The organism is Paenibacillus mendelii, assembly GCF_024498075.1.
Classification (GTDB): Bacteria; Bacillota; Bacilli; order Paenibacillales; family Paenibacillaceae; genus Paenibacillus_Z; species Paenibacillus_Z mendelii.
Window position 1 is genome coordinate 620,543 of the sequence record NZ_JANHOF010000002.1, and the last position, 17,740, is coordinate 638,282.

General features: G+C 52.6%; 11 protein-coding genes. All 11 read right to left on the minus strand.

The genetic code is table 11. The annotated features are described in order from the left end of the window. Window positions 1-64: 64 nt before the first annotated feature. Window positions 65-1,477, minus strand: coding sequence for a carbohydrate ABC transporter substrate-binding protein (locus tag NNL21_RS10095; protein ID WP_204817115.1), 1,413 nt, complete (start codon window positions 1,475-1,477; stop codon window positions 65-67). A gap of 178 nt (window positions 1,478-1,655) precedes the next feature. After that, window positions 1,656-3,236 carry a response regulator transcription factor gene (locus NNL21_RS10100; protein ID WP_204817113.1) on the minus strand — a complete coding sequence of 527 codons (1,581 nt, stop codon included), beginning with the start codon at window positions 3,234-3,236 and terminating at the stop codon, window positions 1,656-1,658. Next, entirely contained in the window at window positions 3,229-5,034 is a 1,806-nt protein-coding gene (locus NNL21_RS10105) for a cache domain-containing sensor histidine kinase (RefSeq protein ID WP_204817109.1), read from the minus strand. Before NNL21_RS10105 ends, NNL21_RS10100 begins: the two co-directional genes overlap by 8 nt. A 203-nt stretch (window positions 5,035-5,237) precedes the next feature. Next, window positions 5,238-6,227, minus strand: coding sequence for a carbohydrate ABC transporter permease (locus NNL21_RS10110; protein WP_204817107.1), 990 nt, complete (start codon window positions 6,225-6,227; stop codon window positions 5,238-5,240). Between the two features lie 11 nt (window positions 6,228-6,238). Beyond that, window positions 6,239-7,111 carry a carbohydrate ABC transporter permease gene (locus NNL21_RS10115; protein ID WP_204817104.1) on the minus strand — a complete coding sequence of 291 codons (873 nt, stop codon included), beginning with the start codon at window positions 7,109-7,111 and terminating at the stop codon, window positions 6,239-6,241. A gap of 4 nt (window positions 7,112-7,115) precedes the next feature. After that, complete coding sequence (locus NNL21_RS10120; RefSeq protein WP_204817103.1) at window positions 7,116-9,542, minus strand: DUF5696 domain-containing protein; 2,427 nt, start codon at window positions 9,540-9,542, stop codon at window positions 7,116-7,118. Next, complete coding sequence (locus tag NNL21_RS10125) at window positions 9,542-11,653, minus strand: YIP1 family protein (RefSeq protein WP_204817101.1); 2,112 nt, start codon at window positions 11,651-11,653, stop codon at window positions 9,542-9,544. The genes NNL21_RS10120 and NNL21_RS10125 overlap by 1 nt, the downstream gene beginning before the upstream one ends. A gap of 17 nt (window positions 11,654-11,670) precedes the next feature. After that, the gene (locus NNL21_RS10130; RefSeq protein WP_373567548.1) at window positions 11,671-12,570 is read right to left on the minus strand and encodes a carbohydrate ABC transporter permease; all 900 of its coding nucleotides are present in this window, start codon (window positions 12,568-12,570) and stop codon (window positions 11,671-11,673) included. Between the two features lie 8 nt (window positions 12,571-12,578). Further along, window positions 12,579-13,586: a carbohydrate ABC transporter permease gene (locus NNL21_RS10135; RefSeq protein WP_256555142.1), complete on the minus strand. Its 1,008-nt coding sequence runs from the start codon at window positions 13,584-13,586 to the stop codon at window positions 12,579-12,581. Continuing rightward, window positions 13,564-16,554 (minus strand): extracellular solute-binding protein, encoded by a 2,991-nt coding sequence (locus NNL21_RS10140; RefSeq protein ID WP_204817097.1) that lies wholly within the window; start codon window positions 16,552-16,554, stop codon window positions 13,564-13,566. Before NNL21_RS10140 ends, NNL21_RS10135 begins: the two co-directional genes overlap by 23 nt. Before the next feature lie 14 nt (window positions 16,555-16,568). Further along, window positions 16,569-17,687, minus strand: a complete 1,119-nt coding sequence (locus tag NNL21_RS10145; protein ID WP_256555143.1) for an ABC transporter ATP-binding protein — start codon at window positions 17,685-17,687, stop codon at window positions 16,569-16,571. Between the last annotated feature and the right edge of the window lie 53 nt (window positions 17,688-17,740).

Sequence of the window (17,740 nt, forward strand, 5' to 3'; positions counted from 1 at the left end):
CCTCAAGCAGAAAACCTGCCGGGTTCGTCCAAACGCGCGGCAGGTTTCCGGGAAGCGGGAGCTCTTACTCGGCAGCTCCGTTATCTTTTAGCTCTTGTTGAATGTCTGTGTAGATTTTGTAAAGCTTGTCGCTGTATTCGTCAATCGTCATCTGTTTGTTCATAATCGAAGAGATCGGCTTGAATACTTCATCGTTCGGGTTGTACTTGCTGCCTTTCGCCACGGACTTGAACGCTCCGTTGACGGTGGTCATGCCGTTGTCTACCGCTTTATACACATTGTAAGTCGACTCCGAGATGAATTCCTTCGCTTGATCGGCAGCGCCTTTAACAGCCAGCACGCCCTTCGATTTCTCGGCGTTCAGCTTAACGCTTTTGTCGCTATACAGATATTTCAGGAATTCCTTCGCGAGCTCGGGATTCTTCGCTTTCGCCGGAATAACCATCTGCTCGATCAAGGTCATCGCCACCGCTGGCTGATCCGCTTGGAAAGCCGGGGCTCCAAGGAATCCGAATTGGAAGCCTTCTTCACGAGGCGCATCCTTCATTTCGTCTTCAAACCAAGTGCCGTTCGGGATGAACATGGCTTTGCCCTGCATGAACGCTGTCTGTGCTTGCGTATGATTCAAGGCAATCGTGCCCTTCATCAGTGCGTTGTCTTCGCTGGCGATCTTACCCAGAACGCCCCACACTTGTTTAAACGTATCGCTCTTCCAAAACTCAGGATCATAGTTGTAGAATTGATCCAGTGCTTCTTGCCCGCCAACGTTATAAATCGAAGGAACGATCATCTCCTCCAGATAGCCTGGATAGAGTCCTTGGTAGGTAAAGAGCGCACGGCCGTTCTCTTTAGCCGTGGCATTCAGCGCGATGAATTCGTCCCACGTCTTAGGTACGGCAATTCCTTTGTCATCCAGCATCGTCTTGTTGTACCACAGGCCCATCACACCGAAGTTGTATGGAGCCAAGAACACTTTGCCGTCTCCGTATGGGGAGCTGGATCTGGATTCAAGAACACCAGGAATAATTTTGTCCTTGAGCGGTGCTCCGCCCTCTTCCGCAGGTGCGTTGAACACGTCGCTTAGATCCAGTAAAGCTTTATCTTTAATCAATCCGGCGAGAATCGGCGTATTGTCGCTGCCCGCGATGTACATGAAATCCGGCGGGTTGCCTGCTACGATTTTCGGCCGGACGAGCTCGGCGATTTTGGGGCTTGCCGTAATGTTGATTTTCGTGCCCGGGTAATCCTTCATGAAATCCGCAGCAATGGTATCCCAGTACTCACGGCCATAACCGCCTTGGAATACGGCAACGTTCAGCTCCATGTTATCGAACTGTTTACCTCCGTTAGCTGCGCCATTGGACCCCGTAGCTGCAGAACCGTTGCTTTCGCCGCTATTGTTTGAACCGCATCCAGCCAATACCGACAATGCCATCACGGAAGCAGCGACTGTCGTCAACCATTTCTTATGTCTCATAGTTGGTCCCCCTTATCCTTCATGGCTCTAATTATAAACGCCAAGGGTTCTCGGCCAAATGAACAAAAGGCATGATGTTCATGGACAATTTTAATCTTGCCGGACCGGATTTCAGGCGGAACTGGACAATTATCTGACATCATCTTAAAATCGTACAGGTTTCGAGTTTCACCGTCAGCTAGGTCATTTTCACATTCTTAGGTGCGATCCCATAGCGCTTCTTGAACAGCCGGTTAAAATAAAACGGATCGGGAATGCCGACTTCGATCGCCACTTGTTTGACCAAGTATTTGCCGGAGGCAAGCATTTCATGCGCTTTGACCATGCGTATCTCATTAAGCGAGGTCAGGATGCTCACCCCGGTTTCAGCCTTGAACACCTGACATAAATAAGGCTCCGACAAACCAACATGAGAGGCAATATCCGCGATGGTTATCCGATTCGAATAGTTCTCCTCCAAGTACAATTGCGCTTGACGCACTTCCCCTCTCGCGACGGGAAGATCAGGGAGTCTTCTCGCCGAATCGGCGACTTCCTCGGCGAGCTCCCGGATCGTTTCCTTCAGCGCTGAATCACCGTTTGCCGCTTCGATTCGCTCGAGCCACGGCTTCTCGTCCCACCCGTACCGGACCCCCAGCTCCTCCGTGTTGGCCAGGCTCCAGACGCCGCCGCTAATCGCCCGTTTCAACATGCGCGGGTGGACATTGCGCTCGGCCGCCGTTTCAATCAGACGCAGCGCACTCTCCGCCCATATGTCAATCGAGCCGGCACTCGGCTTCCGCAGGCTGTCAACCAGCTTAGCCTCTGCCAGCCGGAATTTCTCGTCTCCTTCGATCGTCATCAAGCGATTTGATAAACAGCCCACTCTTGGCTGCGCATAGAAGAACAATCCTTCCGCTTGCCGGCTGAGGTTCATCTCCGCAGCAAGCTCCTCCATATTGGCCGCTGCCGCAGCGTAAACCACGCTAATTTGCACATTGTAATACATCGACGCCAAGCTGATCATTCTTCGGGCAAGATCATCCGGGTCCGCGAACGCTTGGTTCGCCAGGTAAGCCGTCACGAGCAGAAAGCGCAGTTGATCTGAGCGTATGGCGTACGTCCATCGGCTTCCTGAGAATAAGCTGTCGGCAAGTTTATCCAGTGTTTCCTGAAAGCTGCCTGATTGACGAAGCCCTTGCTCATCTGCTGTCAGCAGCACAACGAAGGAATAGACTCGAAGCCCCGCAGCCGCGATCAAGTCTTCATTCTTGCCGGCTGCATGCCTGAGAGGAGCGGCCGGATGAGCCGAATCCATCTCCCGAAGCATCGCGGGGATGTCATCCTTTGCCTCCGGGCGATTCGCGGATATCTCCGGCTGAACACCTCGCTTCTCCTGTTTAGCATCCAGCTTAGCCGCCATCTCCTCCAGCACGCGCATGAAGCTTTCCGTTTTTAACGTCAGTTTGAGCAAATAATCATGCGCCCCGCATTTTAACGCTTCACGTACCAGATCGAAATCATTGTAATTGCTCAAGACGAGCACTTCTCCGTCGAAACCGCCTGACATCAGCTGCTTGATCAGCTCCAGGCCATCCATCTCCGGCATCTTAATATCCGTAATTATAATGTCGGCGCCCACATTACGGGCCATGTCCAGCGCAGATACGCCGCTGGCAGCTGCGCCGGCGTATTCAAAGCGGCTGCCTTCCCAGCGGATCAACGTTTTGACCGCATGGCGCACAATCATTTCATCATCGACAATAAGTACCTTATACATGTCCCTGACCTTCCTTCGTCAGAATTGGCAGCGTAATGATCGTTTCCGTGCCTTGGTTCACCTGGCTGCGGGTCACTAAGCCATAGGCGGATCCGAAGTGGATGCGGATACGCTCGTCTACATTGGATATCCCGATTCCCGACAGCTTCTCATGAGAAACCTTCCGGGATTGCATGTCATTCATGTCGAAGCCCTTGCCGTCATCTGCAATTCGGATTCGGAGGAAAGGCCCCTCCTTGAATCCCTCGACCCGAATGCCTACCCTGCGCCCATCCTCGCTCCCGGCATGAAGAATGGAATTCTCGACGATCGGCTGCAGAATGAATTTGGGTACCAGAAACGTATATAACTCGTCCTGCTTCATCTCGCAAGAAAGCTTGAACGAATCTCCGTATCGAATGCGCTGAATCGTCGCGTAGTGGAGCAGGTTGTTAATTTCCATCTCCAGCGGAATATACTCTTCCTTGACGAGAATCGTGTTGCGGAGCAGCTCGGATAAGGATTCGATCCCTTGGCGGACCGGATCGATGCCGCTCATCATGGCACTCCACTTGAGCGAATTCAGCGTATTAAATAAAAAGTGGGGGTTGATCTGCGCCTGAAGCATTTTTAATTCAGCCTCCCGCTTCGCCTGCTGCTCCGATTCCACCTGGTAGATCAGGTTCTTGAGCTGCCCGACCATCCTGTCGATCGTTTCCGTCAGCTTGCCCATCTCATCCGGATGGGATCTCCCGATCTTGGTCTCCAGCTGCCCCATCCGGATCTGATTGGCATACTGCAGCAAGGATTTCATCGGACTGTTGATACTGAAATAGATCCACATCGCCAGCATCCCGGAAAGCAGCAGCGTGATGAGGCAGATAAAGACGATATTGCCTCTCATCGCGGACAGCTCCGAGACGAGGAACGAGTGAGGGACAAGACCGATCAGGTACCAATCGGCGGACCGGATATAAGAGCTTGCCACAAGTGTCTTCTTCTCTCCGACCTGCGCATAGAACGGCTGATCTTTGTGAGGTCCGGTCACCTGCCCGTACACGTTCTGGTTCTCAAACAATGTGCCTTGGGGGATATCCGGGGATACGGACGACACGACCGTGCCGCTTGCATCGGAGATGTAGATGCTGCTGCCGGCACCCAGATCGGATTGTCCGTACGTATTTCGGGTGAAGACCTTCTCGTCGATCAGAATGATAAGATAGCCGAGCCGCTTGTTCGTATTGTCCTCCGCAAATACCGCGCGGCTGAGCGCAATCCGATTCGTTCCCCGGTTGGAGCGGATATATGTCCAATTGGCGTTCCCTCGCGCCGTGTTGACCCCTTCCGCGATATGGCTCAATTGATTATCCGGATACCATTCGAAACCCAAGTCGAACAGCGGGCGTCCATCATTCGTAAGAATAATGACATTCGAGAGATTGCTCAGCCGAAAAATCTGCTCTCCCAGCTCATTGCTGATCCGGCTCTGCAGCTCGTTCTTCTCGTAATCGGTCAACGAGTCGAATTTAGGCAAGCCGCCCTGAATCAATGGGTGGATGATGATATTCTCACTGAGGGTTTCATACTGCTCCAGCTCGCGGGTCACGTTCTGAGACAGCTCGGATAAGATTTGCATCGTCGAGGCGCTCAGCTTATTGGTGATTGAAGCCTCATATCTCATGTTCGAGTAGAAGGCGACGAATAAGACCGGCAGTAAGGATGTGATCAGAAAAGCGGCCAACAGCCGGTGTTTGATCGAGAGCCGCCGCAGGATGAATGATGCATTCTTGAGATTCGCAATTCGATTTTCACTAGCCATTATCCGCACCTACTTTAGTCTTGCAATTTAGTATTATTATGTTAACAGCAGATATGTAGATTGACAAACAGCCAGCGCAATGTCGTTTCTTATTATGCCCCTGATGTTCATAACTGCCCCTGCTAAAGTAAATCATTCCACAAAAAAGGGCAGCCCCCGATTGCTGGGGCTGCCCTGTCCTGCTTCGAATTATGATCTCGTGTTTATTCCACCAATCCCGTTCTCTCCACGCTCTCCACGAAATACCGCTGAGCGAATAAATAGAGGAGCAGCGGCGGCAGAATCGTCAAGAAGCTCGCCGCCATCTTAATCGGCTCCGCCAAATAGGCGGGCATCTCCGAGGCCTTCATCAAATTGTCGAGCGACTGGCCCAGTCGGGACATCTGCACCGCGAGCGGCACATCTTCTGCTCCTCCGAGAAACATCCTCGGCATATAGGTATCATTCCACGTCCAGACGAAGGAAAAGAGGAAGACAACGATAATCGCCGGCTTCGCCAGCGGAAACATCACCTTCAAGTAAAATTTAATTGCGCTCGCGCCGTCGATTTTGGCTGCCTCCTCCAGCTCTCTGGGCTGGGTCATGAAAAACTGCCGGTAGATGATCACGAACAGCGAGCCTTTCACCCCGAAGCCGAATAAGGCCGGTATGACCAAGGAAACGAGCGAATTATCGAGTCCTGCCCAGCGGTAGGCGAGAATCGAAGGCAGCACGACCACCTGAGGCGGGATAATAAAAGCCACCAGCAGCAGCACGAACGCGATCCGCTTGAACGGAAATTCAAGACGGGCGAAGGCATAGCCTGCAAACCCGCAGGAGATGCAATGAAATACGGCAACAAGCAGGGCGACAATGATACTGATGATGACCGACTTCTCATACTTCAGCACTTCCCAAGCGGCAGAGAGATGCCCCATGTAGAGCGTGGATGGAATCCAGGTGACCGTCGGATCGATGATATCCTTACCGTTCATGAGCATCTTGACAACCATCTTTAGAACCGGCTGAATGTAAATATACGAGGTCGATAAGAATATCGCGTATAGAAAGAGCTTGAACACGAGGCCATTGTTTATTTCGCGTCCAAGCAGGGCGTAACGCACCTTCCTGACTTTGTTTTTCATGCCCAGCTTGCGTCCGAGCCCCCGCTTGAGCGTCCACTTGCTTTTGACAAGATCCAGTTTTGTTGACATGAGCAGCCCCCTTATCGCCTTGCTCCGGAACGGTTTCGGCTTAGCCTGACGTAGAAGAGCAGAACCACGGACAAGAAAATGATGATAATCATAAAGTAGATCCAGACCAACGCGCTGTTATATCCATATGAACCCTGGCCGTTCCCTATCAAATCCATGATCGGATTGAACGGATAAGTAAACAAATCGACGACCGTGTAGATTAAATTCAGCAGAATGAAGGGGGACATCGCCGGCAGCGTGATTTTCCAAAACACTTCCCAAGGCGAAGCTCCGTCAATTCTCGCAGACTCATAAGCTGAGGCGGATATCGTCTGCCTTCCCGCCAAGAATAGAATGATCTGCACGCCTGAGAACCATAGGACGAGAACGAAACGGTTCAATACCTGCTTGATCGGATTCGTCCATGAGCTATCGCCGAGAACCATATTCAAGTAGCTGGACAACTCGTACCGTTCAAGAAATCCCAGGCTGCCTTCGCCCTGATTGACGAATTCCGTCAGCACATACCCGGTTGAGAATATGACGGGCAAGAAGAAAATCGCCCGGAACAGCATTCTGCCGCGCAGCTTCTGGTTTAGCAGAATCGCGATAAGCAGGGAGAAGACCAGGATGACCGGAATCATCACAATCGCTTCCTGAAAGAACGGTATGATACTGTCGTATAGTGCCGAGCTTTCGAACAAGATCGATTTGAAATATTTGAATCCGACATAGTCGTATTTCATCTGAAACGGCAGCACCTTGACGTTGTGAAAGCTCATGTAGAGCGAGAATAGGAGCGGAAACGCCAGAAATGCCATAAAGCCAAGCAGCCAAGGAAGGATAAATAACGAGCCTTCCAAATTGCGCATGGTTTTGCCCTTAAGGATCCGTTTTTTCATCGCCCTATTCCCCTCCTGTTGCGATAAAGTCATTCGCCTTCACCGAAATGCCGCCGCCCGTATACGGGACTTCGTTATAATTGACCACAATACGCCTGCCATTCGAATATTCCGTTTCGAATACGCCCTCGGCCAGCTCGCGATGCCCGACAATAAACTGATCGCGCACGCCAGCAAGCGCATCATTATAGTGCTGGTACAGGGAAACCATCTCTTCCGTCCAATCCTTATAGCTCGTGCTGTAGAAGATATTTAGCGATTTCGATTTCATCAAATCCTGGGACGGCGCATACGTGATCAAGAAGGACGGCTCTGCCCCGTACTCGATCCCTTTCAAATAATTGTTCACATAGTCCCCGCTCAGATTGGCATACGAGTGCGAATAAGATACAAGGCCGTGCAGAGCAATTTGCGCGAAAGGGACGATCCGGTCGACGAACATGTCATATGAATAATCGCTGTACATTTGATCCAAATGATCCGCGTAACGGGCTGTGTAGAAGTTACCCTCCGACACCATCACGCTGCCAAGCTTTTCTTTCGCCGTACGCAGGATATCCTCTTGCACCTGCCTCGATTCTTGCCGCATGACGGGATAGTTATCGTTATAATCCGAGTTGATGAACGAGCCGATCGCCTCGCCGAACAGGTAGCCGTCTACATTCAGCCGCTTCGCATCCTCGAGATCCTCTTTAATGATTTTCTCCGTGAATTTCGGGCTGACCAGCGTAATATTCATCACTTTGTTGCGGAAATCAATTACTGCGGAGCTCAGATCTCTCAGGCCATCCCTGCTCTTGCGAAAGCCGTCTCTGCCCGTGTTGTTGAACGAGTAGGAGCTGGCATCGAGATAGACCGGGAATCCCTTCGAATGGGCATAATCGACGAAGGTCCGCATTCCATCGTTGCCGCCCAGCCCGCCTGCAATCGGAAAGTGACCGCCGTATTCGCTATAGCCGCCTTTTTGCCAGCCCATATAGGCGATCGACATCTGCTCCACCCCGAGGCTGCTGAGCTCCCGCACGATCTTCTTCGCTTGATCGGTTGTCGTCAGCGGCAGATAGGAGTCCCATAAAAACCCCTTCTCGGTATCTGCGCCAAGCAGATTGAGATGCAGCGGGACCGCTTTGCGATCATCCTTCAACGGCTTGACGCCCGCTTCCTCCGTCAAATACATGCGGTACCGCACCGCCAAATCCACATAATCCGGATTGCCGCCGCTTAAGAAATAGTACCGCGTTGCCCGGTCACCCTGAATAAGGTCTTGGCTGTACGTGAAGAACCCGCCATTCCTCCGTGTGTCCGTCGGCTGGAAAAATTTAAACCGATAATGATGCTCCGGCGTTACCCAATTGTATTGGCTGAACGACTTCGACGGGACCGCATAGACACTGGCATACTCCGCACCTTCCTGCAGGATGCCCAGGACGGCTTGCTGCCCGGATTTGATACCGAACACAGGCATCTTGACCGCCTGCCGGTTCGAGAAGCTCGAATTGTAGCTGTACGCCCAATCCTCGCCATAGATCCGTTCATTATAGAAATTGATCAAATCCGGCTGATCCTTCTTGAAATCGATCAGTGCGCCAGGCCCATCCGGGATGAGCAGAAACCCGTTCTCCTGATCGGATGTCTCCGAGCCTAGAAAAGGAAACAGCCGGATCGAGACGAGCCTTGCCTTCGGATCCTTCGCGCTATCCGCTGATTTGCCCACCGCCTTCTCGTCGATAAGCCCCTCCTGGATGATCCGGGTCTCTACATAATCATCCTTCAGCCGGACCTGTACAGGGATGACGAACCCGAGCTCAGGCAGTTCATAGACGACGCGAAATCCGTCCTCCGTCTTATTGAAGGAGGTTACTTTGCCGTTCTGAGCGATAAAATTCGATTCCTTCTCTAAATCCTTGCGAACATTAAACTCGACATAACGAAGCATAAAGGGCGACTGCAGATGCAGCTTCCAGGCATCGGTCGTTGTATCGCTCCACCCTTCCGGATTCGGAAACGAGCGCCATGTGCTTCCGTTTATCTTATCCGTTACGATGAAGTGACCGGTACTCGGGTCAGCCTTCAGCTCCAGACGGTCACTTGCCGCTATGGCTTGAAACACATCGGCGCCCGGAAGCGGCGTTGCGCGCGTCCCCTTGCCAGCACCTTGATCCGGTGCTTGCGCCGGCTGCTGAACAGCGCGATCCTCAACCTGCCCGCTCTCCGCCGGTTCGGCTGCTTGATCTGCCTTCGTATTCGTTTCCTCACGATTCTGCTCTTGCTGCTCTTGCTGAACCTGAGCCTGATCCTGCGTCTGCGTCTGCTCTGCTTCAAGCTGAGGTTCCTCCGACGGGGCGGCCACCGCCCACAACGTAATCGAGGTAAACGCGGCAGCGGCAAGCAGCGCGAGCAGAATCCATCTTTTCGTACGGAGCCTGCTCATCACATGGTCACCTCCTGATAGATCGTATACGTGAAGTTAAGCAGCTCCGAGGACAAGCCGACAAAGATGAATATAAGCACCCATAGAACGATCATTGAAAAGGCAGTCAACAGAACGTTGATGACCGTTTCGCCAAAGCTGTAATTTTGCAGCGATTGGATATTCCAGAAGAATAGCAAGCCGCTCCACACGACCATAACCGATTCGAGAGCGTGATATATCGACGACTCGCTCATCGTCATAACGTTTGATACCAGGGCCAGAGGCAGCCCAAGCATCGCAATCGGCAGAAGCGAGTAGGAGCTCCCGACAAAGACGTCCTTGAAGCGGGCTTCCCCTTGATAGATCGCGCCGATCAAGTAGTTGCACACCACCCATGAGAACCAGGTTACGATGAATATGGTCAGGATGGAGCTGCTGCTCTGGTCAGCAACCGGAATCGGATTAAACGTAAAGCTCGTATAGTACGTCTTCACCAGCAGCATGATCACAACGGTTAGGAGCAGGATGAAGGCGCTCAAGTAGCCCCCGCGATTCAGATAGCGCAGATCGCTGAACCCTTCCAAGGGATGCTTCAAGATGAAGAAAGCGTGCTTCAGCTGACGAATCAGCTTGGCGTTCTTCCCTTTCAACCGTAACTTGCTTGTGAAAGGAATCGAGATAGGCAGCATTCGTTTCAGTCTCGACCACAGCATGGCGAGGACGGCCACCACAAGAACACAATTGGCAAGCAGCGGGAAGTGGCGTTGGAACCACTGGAGGCGCAGCTGCCAGTAGGCATCCGAGTAGCCGGTTGAATCACCCGCCAATTCGTAAAGCTCCCTTGCCTGATCGTAATCGCCATTATAAAAGGCCGCTTGCGCGAGGCCCTTGTAAGCCGGGGAATACAGCGCATTCAGCTTAACGACCTTATTCCAATAGTCCTCGCTCTCTTGGTACTTCCCCTGCTGCGTGAGCGAGTAGGCCTGATGAACCGCAGTCCCGAACTCGGTGGGCTTGAACACCTGAAGTAAATTGAGCGCATCATCCAGAATGAACAGCTCGTTCTTCGAATTGGTCGCAACTGCAACCGGGCTTTGGTTAATGCCGACCTGCGGCGTACCGACCGCTACCGGACCCCGCCAATAAAATAACAATTTGCCGGATGAATCGTACTGAAGCACGACGTTAGATGTCTTGTCGATCACGGTCATATTCCCGTCATGATCGACCGTAATATCCGCTAACACACGGCCCGAGGACGGGGTATCGGTATCCGGTATCTTCGTCCCGAACGATAACCCCTTCCATAGATTGTCGCCGCGGATATTCAGCTTCTTCACCTGCTCCGACGACGAGCCCGATACGGAATAGATGAAGCCGTCGGCATCGATATCGATATTCCGAATGGTGGAGGGCAGCAGCCTTACCTGCCTGCTGAGCTGCTCCTTCGAATAGAAGGCGGCACGAATTTTATCCATCAGGCTCGCGTCTGTTGCATTCGTCCCGAAGAATCCGTAAAAATCCCCCTCCGGATCAAGCTGCACGATCCCCTGGTAGCTGCCGTTGGATACGACATAGATGAAGCCCCGCTGATCTACGACCATATTGGTCGGCTCATAGATGAAGCTTTCGTTGATGAATCTCGATTCGGGCCGGGCATACTGCTGCTCGAGCTCGCCATCCTTATTCAACCGGACGATTCTCTTATTGCCGGTATCGGCAATATAGATGTCCCCATTATCCGCAACGAAGATGCCCTGCGGCTGATTAAGCGGACTATCCGGTATCGTCAGGACGCGCTTAACCTCTCCCTCGGGGGAGAACTGCACGATCCGGTTATTGTCCGTATCCGATATATAGATCTCATCATGGTTGTCGATATAAATGCCCTGCGGCCGTTTCAACGGCGAATACGTTTGCTCTCCCTTTTCGTTCACAATGTAAATGTCTCTTGCGATCACCCTGGACGGCGCATACGCCGGCTGCGTATAGATCGTCCGATCGTAGCTATCCTTGGTGAACGTGGAATAGGGAACCTCAGCTTGCACGGACAGTGGACATGCAGCCCATAACGAAATCAAGCAAACGAGCGCCAAGGCGAGCTTGTATTTGCTTCGATAAACGTGCATCGTTTCGCCCCTTTCGATTACTTGATTCCCGAATGTGCCATTGTGGCGATGAATTTGCGCTGATAGATCAGGAAGATGATCAGCGATGGTAGAAACATGATGAGAGCTCCAGCGGCGGCGGCTCCCTGCCTGGCGACTGAGTTGGCCAAATTCGACGTCAATGTTCCCATATAGAAGGGCAATGTCTTCATGGCATCGTCCTGCATGAACAAGGTTGACGTCTCGGCGTTCCCCCAAGCCGTCTGGAAGGCGATGATCGTAATCGTTGCCATGGCCGGCGTGACCAGCGGAAGTACGATGCGAAGAAAGATTTTGACCTCCGATGCACCGTCAATCTTAGCCGCCTCCAACAGCTCGTTGGGCACCTGATCCATAAATTGCTTCAAGAGAAAGACGCCGACGGGCAGCGCAATCATAGGCAGTACATGACCGAGATACGTGTTCATGATCCCCAAGCTCTGCACAACCACATAACGGGGAATGGAGATGACCTCGGTTGCGAACAAGAGCGATACCATGATCGCGCCGAAGAACCAATTGCCTCCCGGAAATTTATGCTTGGACAGCGGGTAGGCGCACAGGGATCCGGTAAAGACCATGCCCGCCGTAGCCAGCACCGTGACGATGACGCTGTTGAAGATGTAGCGCGACACGGGAATGAACGTCGTTTGGGTTAAAGCCATGAGGTCCGTAAAATTCTGCATGGTCGGTTCATTGACAATGAAGGTCGGCGGGAACAGCAGCAGCTCATGCAGCGGCTTAAAGGCATGATTGAACAAATAAACGAGCGGAAGCAGCATGAACGCCGAGAGCAGCGTCAAGCCAATGATGATCACGATTTGCGTACGGTCAATCCGCCGCACCGCTGCCAGCCAGTCCTCGAAGCGATAAACAAGCCGCTTTCCTTGCAAGCGCATGTCTACTTTCATACCTCATCCTCCTTCGGGGTGAACAAGGCGTGAAGCAGCTTATTCAGCAGCAGCATAATCACTAACAGCACGATGGAGATGGCGCTGGCATAGCCAAGCTCGAAGCGAATGAAGCCGTAGTCGTCAATATGGCTCACCATGAGCTGTCCCGCGTAATCAGGTGTCGGATTGCCGGCCATCGCCGTACCGACCCCGCCCGATTTGAGCGTGCTCACAATGGAGATGACGGCGGCGAACAGCATCTGCGGCTTCATCGACGGTACCGTGATGTACCAAATTTCCTGCAGCCTGCTCGATATGCCATCGATTTTCCCCGCTTCGTACAGCTGCTTGTCGACATTGAGAATACCGGCGAGCAGCGCGAGAAAACCGATGCCCATGCTCCCCCAGATGGAGACCAGAATCATGATGTTCATTAAGTAGTCTTTGTCCGCCAAGAAGAGAATCGGCTTCTCGATCAGTCCCAGCTTTAGCAAGAAGCTGTTGATATAACCGGTCCGGTCTCCCGTGAACGCGACCTGCCAGACGACAGCGATTGCAATCCCTCCTGTAAGCGAAGGAGCATACATCGCCAGCGCGTACCACATGCGCAGAGCCGATGGCAGCTGGGCGATGAGCCAGGCGAGCATGAATGCGCACACATAGCCTAATGGACCGACGAATAAAGCAAATTTGAAGGAATTGGGCAACACGTGCTGCAGAAAGATAATGTCCTGCGAGAATAAATTTTGAAAGTTCAGCCAGCCGACCCAGGTCGGAAATTCGATCGCGTTGAAATACGTAAAGCTAAGCATGACCCCTGCCGCGATCGGGATGACGATAAAGATGGTGAATGCGGCGAAGAACGGGGCGATGAACAGATAGGACAGCCGATGCTTCCATATATCTGCCAGCAGCTCCTTCAGCTTCACAGACGGACTCCGCTTGACGCTCCCGGCTATAACGGCCCGTTCGGCACGGACCCGCGTATTAACCTGCACATTACTTGACATATCGTTCCGCACCCTTCCATGGCTCCTCCATCTGCGGCAGATCGAGTGTCTTTTGTACGTTCCCATTCTGATCGACAATGTGGAATTCACGCTGCTTCCGGATCAGCTCCCTGTTGATCTCTCTCACGGCTTTCTCCAAGGAGACGCGCGGGGTTTCCCCGTCGATAACCGCCCGGTTCCAAGCGAATCCCAGCTCACGCGCCGACATGTAGCCGCCGGGTACGTTAGGAAACTCCTTCATCCACTGCCACTGCTCGAGAAATACCTTCAGGTCATCTTGATTCCATGGCATATTGGCGAACGCGCCTACGTTGGCCGAGTTCCAGCGGAAGGTCTCGCCGTTGTACTGCTCCAAATTCAAGCCGAACTCGGTCTGCGTCTCTTCCGATAAATACCACTGCAAGAAATCCCAGGCCAGATCCCGCTTCTTCTCCGAGCTCCCTTTGAACATCATGGAGCTCACCGATTGCGAGCCGCCGATCCAGCGGGATATGCTCCCATCCTGGTTCACGGTCCCCGGTACTGGAGCAATGGCCCAGTCCTCCATAATTTCCGGCGCCGCTACGAGCAGCTGCATGTATTGATTAAAGTCCGAGATCCCCACCGGGATCGTCCCTTTGCGGAATTGATTGTAGAAGCTCTGCACCTGCCGCTCCAGACCATGCATATTGAACAGATCCGTCCACCGCTTGAACGCGTCGAAGGCTTCCGGCTTCGTCAGCGCTGTCGATAACCCGTCAGGCGAGTACAGATCCGCGCCATTCTGCATAAACAAATACGAGTAATCGCCAGGCTCGACGTAAAAGTTATATTCATTCTGCAGCAGCGTCGGCAGCATGCTGTAGACATCATTCCATGTGTCAGGTACCGACAGACCCAGCTGCCTCAATATATCCTTGCGGTAAAATAACACCTTGAAGTTCATCGTTTCCGGCACGCCGTAATATCCGCCATCATAGTAATACGGCAGCATCGTACCCGGACTATATCGCTCCAGCACTTCATCCGCCCCGGGCAGCTTCGACAGATCATATGCTGCATGTCGTACTGCAAGCTCGAACGGCATGCCGCTTGGCACCCCGAGCGCAACGTCCGGGATAATACCGGCGGCATTGCCGAGGATAAGCAGCTCGGACGACTGTACGAGATTGATTTTCACTTTAACGCCATGCTTGGGGGTAAACTTCTCATCGGCCAGCTGTTGAAGCTCATTCACATAGTCGCGGCCCCAGAACATCCATACATTGATTTCATTGTCCTTCTGCTTACGGCTGATCGAATTTCGATCGTCGAACGAATAGACCAGCGAGGAGAACAGCCCTTTGGACTTTTCCCACAAATTCGCCTTCATTCTTGGAAAATCGGTGTCCGCCGGCGCAATCATAATGCGGTCCAGCTCAAGCGGACTTTCCATCAAATCCCTGCGCTGATTAATTAATTTTTCCTGAAGCGTTCCGATGGCGAGCTGACTGGCTGGAATTTCATTCGGATTATCCAGCATGTCCTGGATATCCGTGGCGCTCGATAGAAACGATTGGGAGATCGAATCCACCTTGCCATTGATGCCGACCATCATTTCGGAGAGGTGCTTGAGCTGCTTCTCCAGCTCCGCCAGACGATCCGTCAATCCCGGAATATCCTTCTCGACGTCCCATACCCGGTACCGGTCCTCGCGATTGCCGGTCGCCGTTCGAAGATCGGTCGATACAGCCCGGAACTCACTGAGCATACGATCGATCTCAACGAGAAGCGGCATATAGGGCTCATAATTGGCTCCCATCCTCAGCGTGTGATGCCCCTTCTCCAGATAGAACTCGTAGGGCTTGCCCTCGTCATCCTGAAGGGTCAAGGCTTCCCAACCTGAGCGATATGGAAAGGGATAACGAAGCATCTCTTGGAACGGTACCTTCCCATCGATCGATACTGTTCGAAAGACCGACAGATTCGATCGAAAATTCTGATGGGACCGCATCCCAATCTTGTATAAGCCGTCTTCAGGAACGTCGAATTCCCACGTAACGGCTTGCCCGCCTTTATACCAGCTCCAGCCGCCGAGCGTATTATAACGAATGGCGTTTAGCGACTTCGGCGTCGTAAGCGGATCTCGATTGTATTGCGCCTGAATTGATGAATAATTTTTGAGGCTGAATTGCTCGGCTTCGATCTCGATGACATCGCCGTTCCGCGCGGCGGATGTGCCGCTTGCCGCCTTCGTATCCTCGTAATCCGGGATGCGGGCTTGCGGCTTCAACGTTAACGATTGGAGCGCTAACGGCTGCAGCATCGCCTCCAAGCGGATCAAGTTGGAGCCTTTCTTAAAGTGCCACAGGGTCGGCTCCGCGTAGGACCCGTCTGTATCCCGCAGCGGCCTGCTGCTCCACGCCTTCGTTTCATCGATAAGTGAACGCATTTGATTGCCTTCTTCATCGAATTTATCCGGCTTACGGTCGCTAAAGCTTCGCTCCAGCATCATCGACCGGGCTTCCACATAGGGATACGATCCGTTAAGCTGAACCGCGAGCAAGATGCGCTGCAGGCCGCCGCCATCCTTCGCAACAATCGGTATATACCTGGCATCGAGCTCATATAGACCATCCTGGTCCACCTCGACTTCATATTCGACCCATCCCCTTGACTGGGTAAAGAGCAGTGCGCCGTCTTCACCCTCGTAGGAACCGACCTTTGCATCATCCGATTTCTTCAGCCATCGGTCTGCCGGTATCTCTATCGATGCTGTTCCAAGCGGTACCTGATCCTTCTCCCACTGCTGACGCACCTCGTAATAGAACGATTCCGCGCGGCCTTGGGAAAGGCTGGGCCGCAGCTCCTTCGTCTCATTAGCCGCCGCTGCCGCCAGGATCTCTTCACTCGCGTAAGCTGCCGATCCGCCCTTCGGTGAATGGGGAGTGCTGACGATCGTAATCGATAGAGTAACGATGGCCAATAGAGAGCAGATTATCTTAGCATTTCGGCTTGCCATCCCTTTCCCTCCAGTCAGTCCGTCAACAGGTTTTCCGTTTCTTTATGGTAGAACAGCGCTTTCTCCATATCGATCGCAGCTGTAACTTTCATACCGTCATTGAAATGATATTTCGGGTGTGCCCGTGCAATTAACAAGCTTTCCATTCCAATCTTAAGATGGTAGTATCGATCGGATCCGACAAACTCGCCGAATTCCAGCACGCCAGAGATGAGCGATTGCGGATTGCCCCCGATTTCATTCTCCTCAAAGCTGATATGCTCCGGACGAATGCCCAGAATGACTGTCTTATCAATCAAATTCTGCTTTCGCAATTGGCCTGCATGCTGTTTCGTCAGCAGCAGTGCAAAGCGGTTCGTATGAAACTCCAGCCCACCGCTCCCCTCCTGCAATTTACCAGGAATAAAGTTCATGGGGGGATTACCGATAAAGTTGGCGACAAAGATGTTATTCGGACGATTATAGAGGCGTTCCGGCGTATCGACCTGTAAGATGACTCCTTTATTCATGACAACGACCCGGTCTCCCATCGTCATAGCTTCAACTTGATCATGGGTGACATAGATCGAAGTCACACCCATTTTCTTATGCAGGCTTATAATTTCCGATCGCATCTGCACGCGCAGCCGCGCGTCCAGATTCGATAGCGGCTCATCGTATAAAAAAGCCTGCGGCTTACGGACGATCGCCCTGCCCAGAGCGACGCGCTGCCGTTGGCCACCAGACAATTCCCTTGGTTTGCGTTCAAGAAAATTTTCAATTTCCAGCACGCGCGCCGCACGCTTCACGGACAAGTCGATCTCATGCTTAGGCAGCTTGCGCAGCCTCAAACCAAATGCGATATTCTCATACACGCTCAGGTTCGGGTACAGCGCATAATTCTGGAATACCATGGAAATATCGCGATCCTTCGGCGAGAAGTCATTGACGACCGTATCGCCAATGTAGATTTCACCGCCTGATATATCCTCAAGCCCGGCGAGCATGCGAAGCGTCGTTGACTTGCCGCATCCGGACGGCCCGACGAACACGAGAAACTCCCCGTCCTCGACCTGCAGATTGAAATCATTGACGGCCACTTCTTTATATTTGCCATAGCGTTTATAGACATGGTTGAACAGGATCTTGGCCAATGAATACCCCCCCTTCCAATTCATAACAGGGAGGAGCGGGCTCCTCCCCTCAG

Bases quoted from the DNA above. Each gene is read 5' to 3' on its own strand.
- NNL21_RS10095 (WP_204817115.1), bottom strand. From the start codon at position 1,477: ATGAGACATAAGAAATGGTTGACGACAGTCGCTGCTTCCGTGATGGCA.
- NNL21_RS10100 (WP_204817113.1), bottom strand. From the start codon at position 3,236: ATGTATAAGGTACTTATTGTCGATGATGAAATGATTGTGCGCCATGCG.
- NNL21_RS10105 (WP_204817109.1), bottom strand. From the start codon at position 5,034: ATGGCTAGTGAAAATCGAATTGCGAATCTCAAGAATGCATCATTCATC.
- NNL21_RS10110 (WP_204817107.1), bottom strand. From the start codon at position 6,227: ATGTCAACAAAACTGGATCTTGTCAAAAGCAAGTGGACGCTCAAGCGG.
- NNL21_RS10115 (WP_204817104.1), bottom strand. From the start codon at position 7,111: ATGAAAAAACGGATCCTTAAGGGCAAAACCATGCGCAATTTGGAAGGC.
- NNL21_RS10120 (WP_204817103.1), bottom strand. From the start codon at position 9,542: ATGAGCAGGCTCCGTACGAAAAGATGGATTCTGCTCGCGCTGCTTGCC.
- NNL21_RS10125 (WP_204817101.1), bottom strand. From the start codon at position 11,653: ATGCACGTTTATCGAAGCAAATACAAGCTCGCCTTGGCGCTCGTTTGC.
- NNL21_RS10130 (WP_373567548.1), bottom strand. From the start codon at position 12,570: ATGCGCTTGCAAGGAAAGCGGCTTGTTTATCGCTTCGAGGACTGGCTG.
- NNL21_RS10140 (WP_204817097.1), bottom strand. From the start codon at position 16,554: ATGGCAAGCCGAAATGCTAAGATAATCTGCTCTCTATTGGCCATCGTT.